This window comes from Streptosporangium sp. NPDC004631 (assembly GCF_053601935.1).
On the sequence record NZ_JBSGCR010000007.1, the window covers coordinates 190,901 to 207,552 of the forward strand.

The following is a 16,652-nucleotide window of genomic DNA, read 5'->3' on the forward strand; positions in this document are numbered from 1 at the left end:
GCATGGCTGAGGAGGACTCGGCCCTCCCCCTTGGGTGACGAGAGAACGGCCACCTGCAAAGGTGGCCGATCATGTCAGGGAGCCTAACTAAGCCTTTTTTATTTGCCTAGATCAGGAAATTGCCACATTTTTCGTCGGAAGTGGTCAGATTTAATTGCCTGGTCTCTCCGGTGCCCGGACCGTGGAGGTCGGCGCCGGCCGTACCGCCGACACCGTACGGCCGGTGTCGTGCCGGTCGTGCCGGACGGCCGTGCGGGTACCGGCCACGAGGGGGGCTCGCCCGCGAGGGGAGGGGAATGAGAGGGTTGGGCCCGTGAAGTTGAAACTGGATCTGCACCCGATCTTCAATCGCGGCGGTGAGATCGACAAGGCGCTGCGGGGCGTCATCGACGAGGCCATCAGGAAGAAGGCCACCGAGGTCGAGATCATCCCCGGCAAGGGATCCGGTCAGCTCAAGAAGAAGGTCCTGCGCTTCCTGGAGCAGAAGGAGATCAAGGCCCTCTACCACCGCATCGACAAGGACTCCAAGAACCACGGCCGCCTGTTCGTCTACTTCCGCCACAAGTAGGGGAGGCGGGTCCCGGGTGGTCCGCGGCGGCCGGCCGGAGCCGTCCCGGCCCTTGGACGGCGGCCGGTGAGCCGGCGGGAGGCGTCGATCGGGCCGTCGAGCCGTCAAGGCCGCGACCGTCCACGCCGGACCCGATACCAAGGCGGTCATCGGCCCCCGGATCGCCGGACATCTGAAAATCGACTTTCTGGTTTATTGAGAGACATCTACATGTAGGCCCCTCAAGAGGATAGGCTGACAGATTCATTAACCTGCGGCCCATGCTGTGCGGGGTCGGCCTTGACCGGGCCCCCTCGGGGTGTGAAATGCGCCAATCATCGGCTGGGCGCCCTGGTCACTCCGTATATCCTTTCCCGTCACGCCCATTCGGCCCCCGGAGTCGGTGCGACGACATACCTGTCATACGGAATGCATATAGCCATATTTGTCAGGTGGAAGCCCGGATAAAGGTAGAGTGCGTGGATGTGAAGAGACTCATGGGAGTAACACTCGCAATCGGCGCCCTGGGCGCGGGGCTTCTTGGTGGAGCCCCCGCCAATGCGGCGACAGACTCGTCCCCCTCCTCGTCCGTGCGGACGGACCCTTCTCCGGGGGGTGACCAGGGTGCGCGGGGCCCGGCCCCGTTCTGTGTGAAGGGGTGGGTGAAGAGAGGGATCGTCACTCAGACCGGATACGCCGAGAACAAGTGCGGCTATACGCTGCGCCTGAAGATTATCTGGGCCTTCGGTGCGGACGGCGCCTGTGCGACGGTAGAAGACCGTCACACCCTCACGAGCAAGGTGGCCATCGAACCCCGCAGATTCGACGGCGTGGGAACCTGCTGAGAAAGTCGGTTGACCTGGGGTCCCTGACTCCATGTCGGGTCGATTGACCTCTCCGGTGAATGACGTCCGCCCGAAGCCGTGGCATCTCCCATTGTGCCCGGGTTCGGGCGGACGGTTTCCCGCCTCCGCCCGCGTATCTCATGTCTTCGGGTGCGTATCCCTTTCATCTCTCGGCCGCAGGTCCGCGCGGGCGATGCGCCGGACCCATCCCGAGGGTTCCCGCGGTCGCCGACACCACGGCCGCGGCCGTGCCCTCCACGGACGGCGCGCCGCCGACCGCGGCCTCCGGCGTCCCGGCCGGCGGAAGGCACGGCGGACCCTGTCGCGGGGGCTGAGGGAGACGGGCGGCTGGGGTACGGTTCAGCCATGGCTGAGATCGTGTACCCCCCGGTCATCGGGGCGGCGCTGACCCTGTTCCGCGCGCTGGACCTCAAGGTCCGCATTGAGGGCGCGGACCGGATCCCGCGGACCGGCGGAGCGGTGCTGGTCAGCAACCACATCAGCTACCTGGACTTCATCTTCGCCGGTCTGGCCGCGCGGCCGGCCAAGCGCCTGGTGCGTTTCATGGCGAAGAAGGAGGTCTTCGACCATCGGATCTCCGGTCCGTTGATGCGCGGCATGCACCACATCCCGGTGGATCGCGCGGCGGGCGCCTCGGCGTTCGGCGCGGCGCTGAAGGCGCTCAAGGCCGGGGAGGTCGTGGGGGTGTTCGCCGAGGCCACGATCAGCCAGTCCTTCACGATCAAGGAGATCAAGAACGGCGCGGTCCGGATGGCCGTCGCCGCCAAGGTGCCGCTGGTTCCGGTCGCCCTGTGGGGCACCCAGCGGTTGTGGACCAAGGGCCGTCCCAGGAGGCTCCTCCAGCGGCACGTCCCGATCACCATCCTGGTCGGCGAGCCGCTGCACCCCAAGCGCGGCGACGACTACGACGCCGTCACCGCCGAGCTGCGCGGGCGGATGGCCGAGCTGCTGGACCGGGCGCAGCGGACCTATCCGGAGATCCCGCCGGGTGCCTGGTGGCAGCCCCGCCACCTCGGTGGCACCGCCCCCACCCCGGAGGAGGCCGCCGAGCTGGAGGCCGCCGAGGCGCGGGCGAGGGCGGTCCGTCACAAGTCGTGAGCAGGTGGGCCGCAAGTGGCCCGGTCCATGCTGTGCCCATGAGTGACGCGCTGGAGAACCTCGCCGACGCCTTCCAGCCCGTACCGGCTCCGGGCCCCGGACGCACCCCCGGACCCGTCGGCATGACGGTCCTGCTGATCTGCTGGGTGGGGCTGGGCCTGGTGCCCCTGGTCTTCTCGGTGGACGGGCTCAAGCTCGCGACCGGGAGGATCGGCACCCCCGGCGTCCTCACGGTCGTCTCGTGTGAGTCGCTGGGCCGGGGGCGCTACGACTGCAGGGGCATGTTCGCGCCCGACGGCGGCGGCGACGCGGTGCCGGTGGCGGCCTCACCCGACTCCAGTGCCGGAGACGTCGGGCCCGCTCAGCTCACCCCCGAGGGCGACCGGGCCGTCCCGGCCGGCACCGCCGGCCTCCTCGCCGCGCTCACGCCGCCCTTCCTGGGGGTGGGGGTGTTCGGTTTCCTGCCCTACGTGCTCCTCCACGTTTTCCGGGTACGGCGGGGGCGTCGCGCCGCCGTGGTCTTCGGCTGCCTGCTCACGGCGGTCTCGCTCGCCGGGGTCGTCGTCGGCCTGGTCGCGGCCTCCTCGTGACGGCCTGAGGGCCTCGCGACCCCTCTCGGGACCCGCAACCCCCGGTCTCCGTATCCCCGCGCCGCCTGCGGCGATCTCGCGCCACCACGCCATCGGCCGGGCCGTACCCCGCTCACCGGGTGTCCGCGACCGCTGACCTTGGGATCAAACATCTAGTGTGATCTGCGACCTACAGACCATGATGTCTTGATTGCCGGGTTGCTGGCATGGTCCCTCCTCTCGCGAACCGGCAACTACTCTACGCACACATATAAACACTTGTCTTCGATTGGGGAAAGTGTTGATTTCACGTGGTAACACGTTCATAATCCTCAATTAACCGAGTTCCGACCTCTAGGAACAGTGAATATAACGCTTGGTTACTGTCCCGCCCCCCATCCCGTGAGGGGGAGGTGCGGGATCGAGCCCGGGTCACCGGCGGGCGACCACCGGTCCGTGGTCCCGCGTGTGCGTGCGCCGGGAGGCGATCCGGCCGCCGGATCACGACCGGTCGCGTGAGCGTCTACGAGAGGGATGAGGTATGGCGGAGAGTACGCGGACGACCGGTACCGCTATGGCCGAGGCGCTGCGGGCCAACGGTGTGAGCCTGGCCTTCGGCATCCCCGGCACGCACAACCTGGAGTTCTACCGGGGGATGGCCGCATCTGCGATCCAGCACGTGGTCACCCGGCACGAGCAGGGCGCGGGATACGCCGCCGACGGGTACGCCCGGTCCACCGGCAGGCCCGGCGTCGTCGTCGCCACCAGCGGTCCCGGCGTCATGAACGTCATGACCGCGGCCGCCACGGCGTACGCGGACTCCGTTCCGATGCTCGTGCTGTCGCCGGGGGTTCCCACCGGGCTGGAACGTTCCGGCTTCGGATGGCTGCACGAGATGAAGGACCAGCGAGCCGCCGTCGACGCCGCGGTGGCGCGCAGCCTGCGTCCCGGCACTCCCGGGCAGGCCGTGGACGCCATCCATGAGACCTTCTCCCGATGGGCGGTGGAGCGGTCCCGTCCCGTGCACATCGAGGTACCGCTCGACGTGCTGGAGACGCCCTGGTCCGGAGAGATCCCTCCCGTCTGGCCGGCGGCCTGCCCGGCCGCGGCCGCGCCGGAGGCCGTCGACGCGGCGATCGCCCTGCTCGGCGCCGCGTCCGCCCCGGTGATCGTCGCCGGTGGGGGCGCGGTGACGGCGGCCGCGGCACTGCGCGCCCTGGCCGAGCGTCTGGACGCCCCGGTCGTGACCACCATCGGGGGGAAGGGCGTCCTCGACGAGGAACACCCGCTGGCGGTCGGCGCGTTCATGGGCTACGCGGGGGCGAAAGCCCTGGTCGAGGCGGCCGACGTGCTGCTGGTGGTCGGCAGCGAGCTCGGCGACGCGGAGATCCCCCACGGCAGCCTGGCGCCCACGGGTCAGGTCGTTCGTGTGGACGTGGACCCCGGTCAGCTCCACCGGAATCTCCGGGCCACACTGCCGATTCACGCCGATGCCCGGTTGACCCTGAAGGCGCTGCTGGCGGGCCTGACCGGACCGGTGACCTCGGTCAACCCCGCCGGGGGTGAGGGTGCGCGACGGGCAGGGGCCGCGCGGACGAACTGCCTGGCCCAGGCGATGAGGGCCGGGGGACGCTGGCGGGCGATCCAGGAGGCGCTCCGCGCGGAGCTGCCCGCCGATGTGATCGTGACCGGTGACAGTTCACAGGTCTCCTACCTCGGTACGGCTCCGTTCTGGCGGTTCGCCGAGCCGCGGCGCTACCTGGTGCCGGCCGGTTTCTCCACACTCGGGTACGGCCTGCCCGCCGCGATCGGCGTGAAGCTGGCCGATCGCGCGCGGCCGGTGCTGGCACTGCTCGGCGACGGTGCGCTGATGTTCAGCGTGCAGGAACTGGTCACCGCGGCGGAACTCGGCCTCGCGCTGCCGATCGTCGTCCTGGACAACCACGGGTTCGGCGAGATTCGGCAGAACATGATCGACCGCTCCATCGCGCCGTACGCCGTCGATCTCACCCGCCCGGACTTCGTGCGCCTGGCCGAGTCGATGGGCGTACGCGGAGTCCGGGCGGCCGACGAGACCGAGGCCGCCAAACAGGCGGCCGCGGCACTGGGCGCGGACCGGCCGACCCTGATCGTCTGTGAGGTCGGCGCATGACCGGCGGACGACGGGCCACAGACCACGAAGGGGGCCGGACCGGGCGGTCGGCGGCCGTTCGCCGGGTCCGGAACCTGATCGGCGGGCGCGCGTGCGACGCCGCCGGCGGGCGTACCGGCGACATCGTCGACCCCGCCACCGAGGAGGTCGTGGCCACCGCGCCGTGTTCGTCGGGCGCCGATGTGGACGCGGCCTGCCGCGCGGCGGAGCGGGCGTTCGCGACCTGGCGGCGTACCACGCCCGCCGATCGGCAGGATCGGCTGCTGAAGCTGGCCGACGAGGTGGGAGACCACGCCGCCGAGCTGGCGGAGGCCGAGGTCCGTAACACCGGCAAGCCGGTCGCGGCGGTGAACGAGGAGGTCGCCGCGGTCGTCGACGTGCTGCGTTTCTACGCGGGTGCCGCCCGGTTGCTGGAAGGCCGGTCGGCGGGTGAGTACACGGCCGACCACACCTCGATGATCCGCCGCGAGCCCGTCGGGGTGTGTGCTCAGGTGACGCCGTGGAACTACCCGCTGATGATGGCGGCGTGGAAGATCGCTCCAGCGCTGGCGGCCGGTAACACCGTGGTGCTCAAGCCGAGCGACACCACGCCGCTGAGCTCGGCCCTGCTGGCGGAGCTCGCCGCGGAGGTCCTGCCTCCCGGCGTGTTCAACCTGGTCTGCGGTGATCGCGAGACCGGCCGCGAGCTGGTCGCCCACCCCATCCCGCAGATGGTCTCGATCACCGGGTCGGTACGGGCCGGCGTCGAGGTGGCCCAGGCGGCGGCCGCCGGGCTCAAACGGCTCCACCTGGAGCTCGGCGGCAACGCGCCGGTCCTGGTCTTTCCCGATGCCGAGGTCGAGTGGGCGGCACGGTTGATCGCGCAGGCCGGATACGCCAACGCGGGTCAGGACTGTACGGCCGCGGCCCGGGTGCTGGTGCACGCGGACGTGCACGACACGTTCGTCGAGGCGCTCACCGCGGCCGCGACCGCTCTGCGTCCGGGGCCGCCCGCCGACCCGGCGGCGGCGTTCGGGCCGCTCAACAACCCCGGGCAGCTCGGCCGGGTGGCGGGTCTGGTCGAAAGGCTGCCCGGTCACGCGCGCGTCACCACCGGCGGCCGTCGGCTGGACGGAGCCGGTTACTTCTTCGCCCCCACGGTGGTCTGCGGCCTGCGCCAGGACGACGAGGTGGTGCGCGAGGAGGTCTTCGGCCCGGTGATCACCGTGCAGCGCTTCGACTCCGAGGACGAGGCCGTCGGGCTGGCCAACGACACCCCGTACGGCCTGGCGGCCAGCGTGTGGACCCGTGACCACGCCCGCGCCCTGCGGGCCGCGGCCCGGATGGACTTCGGGGCCGTATGGATCAACAGCCACATGACCATGGTCTCGGAGATGCCGCACGGCGGCTTCAAGAACTCCGGCTACGGAAAAGACCTTTCCGCCTACGGGCTCGACGACTACACACGCATCAAACACGTCATGAGTTTCACCGGAGAACGCTAGGAGGAGTCACGTTCCGGCGCCCGCTGCCGGAATCCACCCCCCGAAATGCCCCGGCATTTGGGAGGCCCGCACCTTCGCATGAGCCGTACCGATCGAACGAGGGGGTCGAGCGGCAGGGCGTCGGCGAATCGATGTTCATCGTCCTTGAATGCGTGAAGGGAAGAAAAGTGAAAATACCACGTCTGGTGTGGGGAGTACCCGTGCTGGTGCTCTCTCTCACCGTGACCGCCTGTGGCGGAGCCGGCGGTACCTCCTCGGACGGCAAGGGCAGCGTCACCTACGCCGGATACGGCGGGTCGGGCCAGAAGGGCATCAGCCAGGCGTGGCTGGAGCCCTTCGCCTCGGCGAACGGCGTCAAGGTGGTCCAGGACGACCCGGTCACCTATGCCAAGATCCACCAGATGGTGGACGCCAAAAAAGTCACCTGGGACGTCGCGCAAGGTGGCGTGGATTTCGGCCTTGACGATAATCCGCGACTGGAGGACATCGACTGCGAGATCGTGCCCTGCGGCGAGTTCGCGGGTGGACCGTTCGAGGTCAAGAAGCAGGGCGTCCCGTTCTTCGTCTTCTCGATCGCCCTGGCCTACAACACCGAGAAGATCAAGACGCCTCCGGCCAGTTTCGCCGACTACTTCGACACGGCGAAGTTCCCCGGAAAGAGGGCCATCGACGGTACCAACGGAATGCAGGGCATTCTTGAGGCCGCGTTGCTGGCCAACGGCACCCCGCGCGACAAGCTCTATCCGCTCGACGTCGGCAAGGCCCTGAAGCTGATGGAACCCGTCAAGAAGGATTTCATCGTCTTCAAGGACGCGTCGGAGTGCATCAATCTCGTCTCCTCCGGCGAGGCGGTCATGGGCAACTGCTACAACGGCCGGGTCGAAATCGCCAAGGGCGAGGGCAGGCCGATCGACAACATCTGGTCGCAGCAGATCTTCTACTGCGACTACCTGTTCGTGCCCAAGGGCGCGCCCAACAAGGACAACGCGATGAAACTCATCGCGCACATCGCAGCCGGCGAGAACAACGGCAGGATCACCGACTTCATCCCGTACGGCCCGGCCAATCCGAAGGCCTCCGCCGCCGGGAAGTACGCGGCGGCCGCGCCGTCCGGCCACGTGCTGGGCGGCACCGACGCCCCCATCGTGCCCGACCCCGGCTGGTGGACCCCCAACCGCGAGCGGACCATCGAGCAGACCTCGCTGTGGTTGTCGTCTTGACCGTGCCCGACCTTCCCGTGGTCACCGGATCCGGTGACCACGGGGATCCCCACGACAGCCCGGGGCTCCGCGGAGCCCGCGAGACCAAGGAGCTGTGAACGGTGAGCGCAACCACCGAACTCCCGCCTCCGGCGGCCGCACCGGCTGGGCGCCGGAGGCGGACATGGCCCGTAAGGTCCGACTACTGGAGCGCGGTGGGGCTGCCGGGCCTGATCTTCGTGCTTCTCGCCTTCGGCGTGCCGGTCGTGGTCATCGTCGTCAAGAGCCTGACAGACCCCTCCCCGGCGAACTACTCGGCGATCTTCGACAGCGGGATCTACCGCCAGTCGGTCTGGAACACGGTCCAGATGGCGCTGGTCGTCACGGGGCTCTGCCTGCTGCTCGGCTACCCGTACGCCTACGCCATGGCGCGCTCCGGCCGGGTCCTGCGCACCGGGCTGCTGGTGGCGCTCATGCTGGCCTTCTGGACGAGCCTTCTGGTGCGTACCTACTCCTGGCAGATCCTGCTGAACGACACCGGCGTGCTGAACAAGGCGCTGATCGACTGGCTCGGCGTCGTCGACGAACCGATCCACATGATCAGGACGAAGTTCGCGGTATACGTCGGGATGGTACACGTCCTCCTCCCGTACACGGTCCTCGCGTTGTACGCGCAACTGCGCGCCATCGACCCGGACGTGGAACGCGCCGCCCGGGGCATGGGCGCCCGCCCGTGGCAGACGTTCTGGCGGGTGACGTGGCCGCTCTCGCTGCCCGGGGCGGTCGCCGGGAGCGTGCTGGTCTTCGTGCTCGCCCTGGGCTTCTACATCACGCCGCAGATGCTCGGGGGCGCCCAGAACATCTACATCGGCCAGGCGATCGTCCTGCAGGTCGAGGAGTTCCTCAAACCCGGGGTCGGCGCGGCCATGGCCGTCCTGCTGTTCGCCGTGGTACTCGTCGTCCTCGGGATCACCTCGCGTTTCGTCGGCCTGGCGAGGATTCTCGGCGTCGGCGAAGGGCGCCGGAAATGAAGGCGGGCATCGCGGTCCGGCTGTTCGCGTGCCTGATGGCGCTGCTGTTCATCGCGCCCACCCTCGTCGTCGTCGCGACCTCGTTCACCTCGGGCACGATGGTGGTCTTCCCGCCGAACGGCCTGTCGCTGCGCTGGTTCGGGGAGGTCCTCGCCGACCCCGAGTGGCTGGACGCGTTCGCGAACAGCCTTCAGGTCGGCCTGCTGGCCGCGGTGATCGCCATGCTGGCCGGCAGTTCCCTGGCTTTCGCCGCGGGACGGGGCAGAGGTATCCCACCCGGGTTCGTCACGGCTCTGGCGGTGCTGCCGATGATGATCCCACTGGTGGTCGCGGGCATCGGCTTCTACCTCGTGTACGTGACGATCGGCATCTCGGGCGGGGTGGCCGGCCTGGCCGTCGCGCACGCCGTACTGGGCCTGCCGTTCGTCTTCGTCAACGTGCTGGCCGCGCTGAAAGGGGTGGATCGGCACGTTGAGGAGGCCGCGCGGGTGTGCGGGGCCGGTGAGACCAGGACCCTGCTGCGGATCACCGTCCCGCTGATCGCCCCGGCGGCCCTCGTCGGCGGTGTGCTGGCCTTCGTCTCCTCCTGGGACGAGGTCGTCGTCGCGCTGTTTCTGAACACACCCGAATTCCGGACGCTGCCGGTCGTCATGTGGGGGCAGGTGCGCTCGGGCGTCGAGCCCTCCATCTCGGCCGTGGCGACCCTGGTCACCGCCGTCTCGCTGGTGATGGCGGCGCTCATCCTGCTGGGGCCGGTGATTCGCCGGAAGATCCGGATCCTGTGGAGGAAGTCATGATCGGAACCAAGGTGCGCTCGCGGTTCGCCGCGGGTCGCGCGGGCGCGACCGCCCCCGTACCGGGGGCGAGTGTCCGGCTTGAGCACATAGTGAAGCGATATGCGGACACCGCGGCTGTCGCAGGAGTGTCGCTGGACATCGAAGCCGGCCAGTTCGTCACCCTGCTGGGCGCCTCGGGCTCGGGCAAGACGACGCTGCTGCGCGTCATCGCCGGGTTCGTCGAGGCGACCTCCGGACGGGTCGTGCTGGATGGGGAGGACATCTCCCAGGTACCGGTGCACCGTCGGCACATCGGCATGGTCTTCCAGAACTACGCCCTCTTTCCGCACATGTCGGTCGCCAAGAACGTCGCGTTTCCCCTGGAGATGCGTAGGGTGGCGCGCCACGCCAGGCCCGCGCTCGTCAAGGAGGCACTGGAGGCGGTCCACCTCGACGGGTTCGAGCGCAGGCTGCCCCGCGAGCTTTCGGGGGGCCAGCAGCAACGGGTCGCCCTGGCCCGGGCCGTTGTGGGCAGGCCCCGGCTGCTGCTCATGGACGAGCCGCTCGGCGCGCTCGACCGCAGGCTGCGCGAGGCGATGCAGTTGGAGATCCGGCGGCTCAGCCGCGAGCTCGGTCTCACCGTCGTCAACGTGACCCACGATCAGGAGGAGGCCCTCACCATGAGTGATCGCATAGCGCTCCTGGCCAAGGGGCGGCTGGTGCAGTTCGGCACACCGGCCGAGCTGTACACGCGGCCCAACAGCGAGATCGTGGCCAGGTTCCTGGGCGAGTCCAACATGTTCCGCGGCCCCGTGCGCGTCGAGGACGGGCGGCCGATCCTCGATCTGCCCCACGGGCGGGTCGTCGTCCCGTCCGGCGCCCCCGACGGCGGCGGGCGGTGGCGGGAGGCCATCGTGGCGGTCCGCCCGTCCGCCGTGCGGATCGGCCGGGCCGGTTCCGACACCCCGGACGGGGAATCGTTCATGCCGGGCGAGGTCACCGCGTGCGTCTACGCCGGGGACTCATACAAGATCGTCATCGATGGAGCCGTCGGCACCGAACTCATCGTCCGCTGCGACGGCGCGGAACGACCGCCTTGCGAGGTCGGCGACAGAGTCATCCTGACCTGGAACGAAACGGCGGGAGTGGCGATTCCGGCAGACCGGTAGCCGCCGGGCCGGCGGCCCCTCCAGCGAACGGCCCGGCGTGGCCGGCAGGTACCGGCGGGACGAACCCGGCGGGCCCGCTCCGCCCTGCCCGTCACAGGCATGCCCGTCACAGGCCTGCCCATCAGAAATCCGCCCGCCGGAAAACCGTCGGCGGAGCCTTGTCAGTCGAACCCCGTCATCGGAAAGAGGACACCAATGGGACTGAGTGATCTGCAGCGCAGCGGAGTCGAGGAAGTCGGCAAGGCGCGTAGGGACCTGTCGGACTTCCACCGGCGCATCTGGTCGTACGCCGAACCCGCGTGGCGCGAGTACCGCTCGGCCGCGGCATACGTCGAACTGCTGCGCGCGGAGGGGTTCGAGGTCGAGGAGGGGTCGGGCGACATGCCGACGGCCTTCCACGCCCGCTGGGGCGACACGGGCCCGGCGATCGGCATGTACGCCGAATACGACGCCTCGCCCGGATACTCCCAGGACACGGTGCCCTACCGCCGGCCACGTCCCGACCTCCACCCGTGGGCGCCCGGTTTCACCGACGCGCACTGCGCGCTGGGGGTCGGCGCGCTGGCCGGCGCCATCGCCACCAAACGCGCGATCGAACGCGCCGGCGGCACCGGCCGGATCCACCTCTTCGGCGAGCCCGCCGAGAAGGTGTGCGGCTCCAAGGCGGTGCACGCGGCCAAGGGCTACTACGACGTGCTCGACGCGGCCATCAGCTACCACCCGCTGGTGGAGAACACCGCGCTGTGGGACATCCAGAACTGCCTCTACTGGTCGGCCGTGATCACCTTCCAGTGCTTCGAGGCGCAGTCGGCGGAGCCCGTCCAGCCCTGGGTCAGCGGTGAGGCCCTGGCCGGGGCCGGGCTGGGCGCGCACAACGTGGTGCGTTCACCCGGTGCGATCGACGCTCTCGGCCTCATGCTCACCGCGACCAAGTACTCCAAGGAGAACATGTTCCCGCGTACCGGGCTGTGGTCGATGAACGAGGCCATCCTCGGGGCGGGCAACGCCACGGCGGACAACCTGCCCCCGCGGATCACCCAGATCCAGTTCAGCTGGCGTTCACCGGCGCTCGGAATCCAGGAGCAGATCCTGGAGGTGCTGAAGCGGAACGCCGGGCACGTCGCGGGGTTGACCAACTGCCAGGTATCGCTGAGGTGGGTGACCCGTACCCGGCCGGGTCTGAAGAACCACGTGATGTCCGAGGCGACCTACGCCAACCTCCTGGAGCTCGGCCCCGCCGAGTTCGGCGCCGAGGCGTACCGGTTCGGCGGGGAGCTCGAAACCGCACTGGGCCTGGAGCGGAGCGACGACCCCTTCCAGCCGCACATCAGGCGGGTGGTGCCTCCCCGGGAGCAGGACGCCGTCACCCGGGCCACCCTGCCGCCGTGGCAGGACTGCACCGGGGCCGACGACTACACCGAGTTCACGTGGCACGCCCCGACCGTCCGGTTCTTCACCGCCAAGCCGCTGCTGAACGCGTGCGGGGACGACATGAACCACTGGGCCAACAACGCGCTCAACGGCCTGCCCGCCGCGATCGACCCGACCTGGGCCTACGCGGGAGGCGTGATCGCGGCCACCGCGCTGCGGCTCATCGAGGACGGCGCGCTGCTCCGCCGGGCCACGGAGGAGTTCGAACGCAACCGCGAGGCCGCCCCCACCGGTTATCTGGAGCCGCTGCTGCCGAGGGACTTCGCGCCGCCCGTCGAGCTGCCGTGGCCCGAGTACGTCCAGACGGCGAGAGGGTACGAATGGCAGCTCCCGACGACCACCTACTTCGGCGAGACACTGTGAGGACGGCTCCAGGTCTCCGATGACCGGCGATCTTCCACGCCGGGCCGCCCACCCGCGGCCCGGCGTGCCGTCGGACGGTCCCGCACCGGCCGGTACGGGGGAAGGGGAGGACGAGGGAGGGCCTGGCGTGCGGTCACGCGGTCCGGAACCGGTGGGCGCGGGCGAGCCGGGCATGGTGGTGCGCGCGCTGCTGATGGTCGTGCTCCTTTTCACCACCGAGGCGATGTTCCAGACTCTGTTACCGGTGACCCTGCAGGCCGCCGGTGTGGCTTCTGGCCTGCTGGTCGGTGTGTTCATCGCCGTTTCGCAGAGCACGGGACTGCTCGTGGCGCCACCGGCCGCGGCCCTGGGTGACAGCCGGGGCCGGGCAAGGGTCCTGGTCGTCGGCGGGCTCGCGGTGGCAGCCGCCGCCGCGATGCTCGCGGCGGTGGTGGCGGGCGCCCCGATCTGGCTCTGGTCGCTGCCCATCCTCGGGTACGGACTGGCCCGGGGCACGGTGGTGATCGTCACGCTCGGTGTCGTCGCGCGGTCCGGCGACCCCTATCGGACCCAGGGGTTCAACGGCGCGGCCCAACGGCTCGCGTCCGCGCTGGCCGCGCTGCTCACCGCGCTGGTCGTGCTCTGGCGAGGGTGGTCGGCGGGCTTCCTGCTGATGGCGGTTCTGGCGCTGGTCTTCGCGGTGCTGGCCTGGGGAGTCCACGGCCGCGCCGATCGCGATGTCGGCGTCGCCGTCCCGGCTCGGGCGAGCTACCGGGAATCGCTGGGCATGCTGCGCCGGGAGAAGGCGCTGCGGGCCTCATCACTGATCAACCTCAACCTCAACATTCTGGTCATCCTCGGGAACGCCTTCTATCCGATCACGCTGGACGTGCCCACTGGCGAGCTGGCCGCCTGGCTGCTCATCCTGCTGCTCTGCCGCGACCTGACCTCGGTGGTGACCGGGCCGTGGTTCCGCGCGGTCGCCGGAATCCTCGGCCTGCGGGGGGTCGTCCTGCTGTCCGGCGCGTGCGCGGTCGCCGGTCTGCTCGTCGTCGGCGTCGCGGGAGGCACCCTCGCCGGTGTGGTCGCCGGGGCGGTGCTGCACGGTCTGGCGATCAGCATGGGGATCGGTTCGACGAACATCTTGGCGACCTCCGGCGGCGACGGCGGCACCGCGCTCCGGCTGACCGCGACGAACTACGCGAACTCCATCGGCTCGTCCGTGCTGCCGGTCGGGTTCGGGCTCGTCTTCGACCTTCTTGGGCCGGGCAGTGTCTTTCTCTTCGGGGCCGGGGTGTCTCTGCTGCTGGGCGCGAGAGTGCTTGTGCTCACCGCGACCTGCCCTCCGTCACGACGGGGCGGGCTCGGGGTGAGCGGCGCGCGGAGGCCGGACCGCCGGACGGGGAACGGGAGATGATCTCCGTGAGCCGTGACGGGCGGCCAGGCCGCCCGGCGCCCGGCGTGAACACGGGCCGCCGCGACTCATCCGGTCGTGATGTCGAAGCGCCAGGGACGCGGCAGCACCAGGGTCCTCGCGTAGAGCAGGATCGACACGTCCCGCACACAGTCGATCGCCAGCATCCGCAGCATGAGCGCCGCCAGGTCCTCCGGCGACGTGCAGGTGACCTCGGCCACGGCGTGGAAGCGCCCCGCGGTCAGCAGCAGTATGGCCACCTCGGGCAGCGCCGTCAGGGCGGCCAGCCCCTCGGCCGTGTCGCCCTCCAGGCGGATGCGGACGCACGCCATCGTGACCGGATCGGTGGAGACCCTGTCCAGGACCGCGGTGGCGTGGATCGTGCCGTTGGCGAAGAGCGCCTGGGTTCGCTTGCGCACGACCCAGTACGGCGCCTCCACCTGGGCCTCCAGCTCGCGGAACGTGGAGCGCGGGGCGTCCACCAGCACGCGCAGCAGCGCGACGTCCAGCTCGTCCAGCTCGGGCCGGGGCGTCTGCTCGGCCGGCGGGGTGGCGGGGGTGCGCGGGCGCCCCTGGCTCTCCCATTTCAGCGCCTTGAGCTGGCGCCACACCTCGTAGTCACGGACGCCCTCGATGGAGCCGAAGGTCTCGGCGACGGTGTCGGCCAGATCGATGTCGTCACGGGCGGCGATCTCGCAGATCACGTTCAGTTCGCCAACGATCTGCACCATGAATGTGATCTTGGGATGGCCGTTGAGCGTCTTGACCAATTCCTCGATCGGACCGTGGTAGCGCAGGCCGACCGTGGCCAGGCAACCGTAACCGAGGCTCCTGGGGTCCACGAATCCGATCACCCGCAGGATGCCGTCACCGCTCAGCCGGGCGAGTCGCGCCCGTACGGCGTCGGCCGACAGACCCACCTGCTCGCCGATCCTGGCCAGCGGGGCGCGGCCGTCCTGCCGGAGCATGGCGATGATCGCCTTGTCCTGATCGTCGAGCTTGTAGTGCTGATTCAACACGTCAGGTCCTGTCGTCCAGCCGTAGCGCCCCGCGCGGGCGGTGGTGGGGGTCGTCGTCCTGCGCATTCAGTGTGCCATCCTGCCATCGATATGTAACATCGCGCGCTAAATCAAGATTTCCAGTCAATATTAGAGGAAAAAATATGGGTTTTGGTCAACTTCGCGAGTTGAGTGCGCTGTGTGATCGCGAGGAGACGCGGTGACGGACCCCGGTGCCGTCGGAGCCCCGGCAGGCCGGCTCCCCGACCCCGGCGACCTGAGCACGGAGACGCCCGCCCGGCTGGGGGAGCTGCTGCGGCACCGGCCATGGCTCGTCTGGATCGGCAGCTCGGCCCTCGCCCGCCTGCCCATGGCGATGACATCGCTGGTCATGGTGCTCGTCGGGGAGATCGCCACGGGCTCGCTGACCGTCGGCGCCCAGCTCGCGGGCGTCGTGAACCTCTGTTCCGGGGTCTTCGGCCCTCTGGCCGGCCGCGCTTTCGACCGCGTCGAACTCGGCGCCGCGGTGCGTCTGACCCTCGGCGGATCGGCCCTCACCGTCCTGGCGATGCTGCCCGTGGTGTGGCTGGGCGCGCCGCTCTGGGCACTTTACCTACTCTCCGCTCTGCTGGGCCTGGCGATGGCCGGGCTCTGGGGCGGCCTGCGCGCGCTTCTGCTGGTGACCATCCCCGCCTCCCAGCTCCGCCGGGCCCACTTCGCCGAGTCACTGCTGGTGGAGTTCTCCTCGGTGCTGGGGCCCGCCCTGGTGGCCGTACTGGTCGTGATGGGACGGATCACCTCCGCGATCATCGTCATGGCGGCGCTCTCCCTGCTCGCGGCCTGGGGCATGCGACGCGTTCCCGCGCTCCCGCCCGCCTCGGGTAAGCGCACCGGCCCGCTACCGCCCCGTGATGTCTGGACGGTCGGGATCCTTGTCGCCCTCGTCGGGCTGGGCTACGGCCTGCTCTCGGCCGCGGCTCCGCTGCGGATGAGCGACTACGGGCTGGACCCCGGTGCCGCGGGATGGTTCGTGGCCGTGCTCTCGGCGGGTGCCTGTCTGGGCGGGCTTGCGGTCAGCGCCCGGCCGGTGCCGGCCAGCCGAGCGCGGACGGCCACGGTCGCGCTCCTGTTCGGCACGTCCCTCCTGGTGCTGCCGTCGGCGGCGGTGACGAGCGGCGTGGCCTACGGCGTGGCACTGTTCGTCGCCGGCCTCGGCATGGTCCCGATCAACGGGCTCCTGGCCACGGAGATCGAGAGCCGTCTCGGGCTGAGCCGCCGTGCCGAGGGGTTCTCCTATTTCGGCTCCGCGGCGGTGGCGGGCGGCGCCATGGGGTACTTCGTGGTGGGCGCGCTGTCGGAGTGGTACGCGCCCGCCACCGTGTCGTTCCTGTCCTCCGCCGTCTTCGCCGTGCTCGCGATCACGCTGAGCCTGGCCCGGTTCTCCGCGCGGAGACGCCGCCGTTCCGCCACCACCGCCGATCGTGGTGACGCCGATTCGGGCGGACGGGAGAACTGACGGCCGGCCCGCGCGGAATCGGGACGCGTGCGATCGGCTCCGGCGCCGGCGGGCGCCGTG

Annotated in this window: 14 protein-coding genes; 13 read left to right on the forward strand and 1 reads right to left on the reverse strand. The window is 69.9% G+C overall.

Annotated features, from left to right (window positions below; all coding sequences use genetic code 11):
• The first annotated feature begins 313 nt into the window (after window positions 1-313).
• From ACWEF2_RS10010 to ACWEF2_RS10065, 12 genes are all read left to right on the forward strand, one after another.
• Entirely contained in the window at window positions 314-568 is a 255-nt protein-coding gene (locus ACWEF2_RS10010; protein ID WP_355590427.1) for a Smr/MutS family protein, read from the forward strand.
• 641 nt (window positions 569-1,209) lie between these two features.
• The gene (locus ACWEF2_RS10015) at window positions 1,210-1,392 is read left to right on the forward strand and encodes a hypothetical protein (RefSeq protein ID WP_453813682.1); all 183 of its coding nucleotides are present in this window, start codon (window positions 1,210-1,212) and stop codon (window positions 1,390-1,392) included.
• A gap of 366 nt (window positions 1,393-1,758) precedes the next feature.
• The gene (locus tag ACWEF2_RS10020) at window positions 1,759-2,511 is read left to right on the forward strand and encodes a lysophospholipid acyltransferase family protein (protein WP_453813684.1); all 753 of its coding nucleotides are present in this window, start codon (window positions 1,759-1,761) and stop codon (window positions 2,509-2,511) included.
• Between the two features lie 38 nt (window positions 2,512-2,549).
• Window positions 2,550-3,101 carry a hypothetical protein gene (locus ACWEF2_RS10025; protein WP_453813686.1) on the forward strand — a complete coding sequence of 184 codons (552 nt, stop codon included), beginning with the start codon at window positions 2,550-2,552 and terminating at the stop codon, window positions 3,099-3,101.
• A gap of 520 nt (window positions 3,102-3,621) precedes the next feature.
• Window positions 3,622-5,232 carry a thiamine pyrophosphate-binding protein gene (locus ACWEF2_RS10030; RefSeq protein WP_453813688.1) on the forward strand — a complete coding sequence of 537 codons (1,611 nt, stop codon included), beginning with the start codon at window positions 3,622-3,624 and terminating at the stop codon, window positions 5,230-5,232.
• Window positions 5,229-6,716, forward strand: coding sequence for an aminobutyraldehyde dehydrogenase (locus tag ACWEF2_RS10035; protein ID WP_453813690.1), 1,488 nt, complete (start codon window positions 5,229-5,231; stop codon window positions 6,714-6,716). Before ACWEF2_RS10030 ends, ACWEF2_RS10035 begins: the two co-directional genes overlap by 4 nt.
• A 167-nt stretch (window positions 6,717-6,883) precedes the next feature.
• On the forward strand, window positions 6,884-7,936 hold the full coding sequence (locus ACWEF2_RS10040) for an extracellular solute-binding protein (RefSeq protein WP_453813692.1): 1,053 nt from the start codon (window positions 6,884-6,886) through the stop codon (window positions 7,934-7,936).
• 101 nt (window positions 7,937-8,037) lie between these two features.
• Window positions 8,038-8,946: an ABC transporter permease gene (locus tag ACWEF2_RS10045; protein ID WP_453813694.1), complete on the forward strand. Its 909-nt coding sequence runs from the start codon at window positions 8,038-8,040 to the stop codon at window positions 8,944-8,946.
• Window positions 8,943-9,743 (forward strand): ABC transporter permease, encoded by an 801-nt coding sequence (locus ACWEF2_RS10050; protein WP_453813696.1) that lies wholly within the window; start codon window positions 8,943-8,945, stop codon window positions 9,741-9,743. The genes ACWEF2_RS10045 and ACWEF2_RS10050 overlap by 4 nt, the downstream gene beginning before the upstream one ends.
• The gene (locus ACWEF2_RS10055; RefSeq protein WP_453813698.1) at window positions 9,740-10,891 is read left to right on the forward strand and encodes an ABC transporter ATP-binding protein; all 1,152 of its coding nucleotides are present in this window, start codon (window positions 9,740-9,742) and stop codon (window positions 10,889-10,891) included. The genes ACWEF2_RS10050 and ACWEF2_RS10055 overlap by 4 nt, the downstream gene beginning before the upstream one ends.
• A gap of 195 nt (window positions 10,892-11,086) precedes the next feature.
• Entirely contained in the window at window positions 11,087-12,685 is a 1,599-nt protein-coding gene (locus tag ACWEF2_RS10060) for a hypothetical protein (protein WP_453813700.1), read from the forward strand.
• A 127-nt stretch (window positions 12,686-12,812) separates the two neighbouring features.
• Window positions 12,813-14,081, forward strand: a complete 1,269-nt coding sequence (locus tag ACWEF2_RS10065) for an MFS transporter (protein WP_453813702.1) — start codon at window positions 12,813-12,815, stop codon at window positions 14,079-14,081.
• Between the two features lie 65 nt (window positions 14,082-14,146).
• Here the strand turns inward: ACWEF2_RS10065 and ACWEF2_RS10070 are convergent, their stop codons facing one another.
• Window positions 14,147-15,163 carry an Lrp/AsnC family transcriptional regulator gene (locus ACWEF2_RS10070; RefSeq protein WP_453813703.1) on the reverse strand — a complete coding sequence of 339 codons (1,017 nt, stop codon included), beginning with the start codon at window positions 15,161-15,163 and terminating at the stop codon, window positions 14,147-14,149.
• Between the two features lie 133 nt (window positions 15,164-15,296).
• On the opposite strand from ACWEF2_RS10070, the gene ACWEF2_RS10075 reads away from it, so the two are divergent.
• Complete coding sequence (locus ACWEF2_RS10075) at window positions 15,297-16,592, forward strand: MFS transporter (RefSeq protein ID WP_453813705.1); 1,296 nt, start codon at window positions 15,297-15,299, stop codon at window positions 16,590-16,592.
• The last annotated feature ends 60 nt before the right edge of the window (window positions 16,593-16,652 follow it).

Coding starts and splice junctions, on each gene's coding strand:
- ACWEF2_RS10060 (WP_453813700.1), top strand. CDS start 11,087: ATGGGACTGAGTGATCTGCAGCGCAGCGGAGTCGAGGAAGTCGGCAAG.
- ACWEF2_RS10035 (WP_453813690.1), top strand. CDS start 5,229: ATGACCGGCGGACGACGGGCCACAGACCACGAAGGGGGCCGGACCGGG.
- ACWEF2_RS10050 (WP_453813696.1), top strand. CDS start 8,943: ATGAAGGCGGGCATCGCGGTCCGGCTGTTCGCGTGCCTGATGGCGCTG.
- ACWEF2_RS10055 (WP_453813698.1), top strand. CDS start 9,740: ATGATCGGAACCAAGGTGCGCTCGCGGTTCGCCGCGGGTCGCGCGGGC.
- ACWEF2_RS10025 (WP_453813686.1), top strand. CDS start 2,550: ATGAGTGACGCGCTGGAGAACCTCGCCGACGCCTTCCAGCCCGTACCG.
- ACWEF2_RS10020 (WP_453813684.1), top strand. CDS start 1,759: ATGGCTGAGATCGTGTACCCCCCGGTCATCGGGGCGGCGCTGACCCTG.
- ACWEF2_RS10030 (WP_453813688.1), top strand. CDS start 3,622: ATGGCGGAGAGTACGCGGACGACCGGTACCGCTATGGCCGAGGCGCTG.
- ACWEF2_RS10070 (WP_453813703.1), bottom strand. CDS start 15,163: ATGCGCAGGACGACGACCCCCACCACCGCCCGCGCGGGGCGCTACGGC.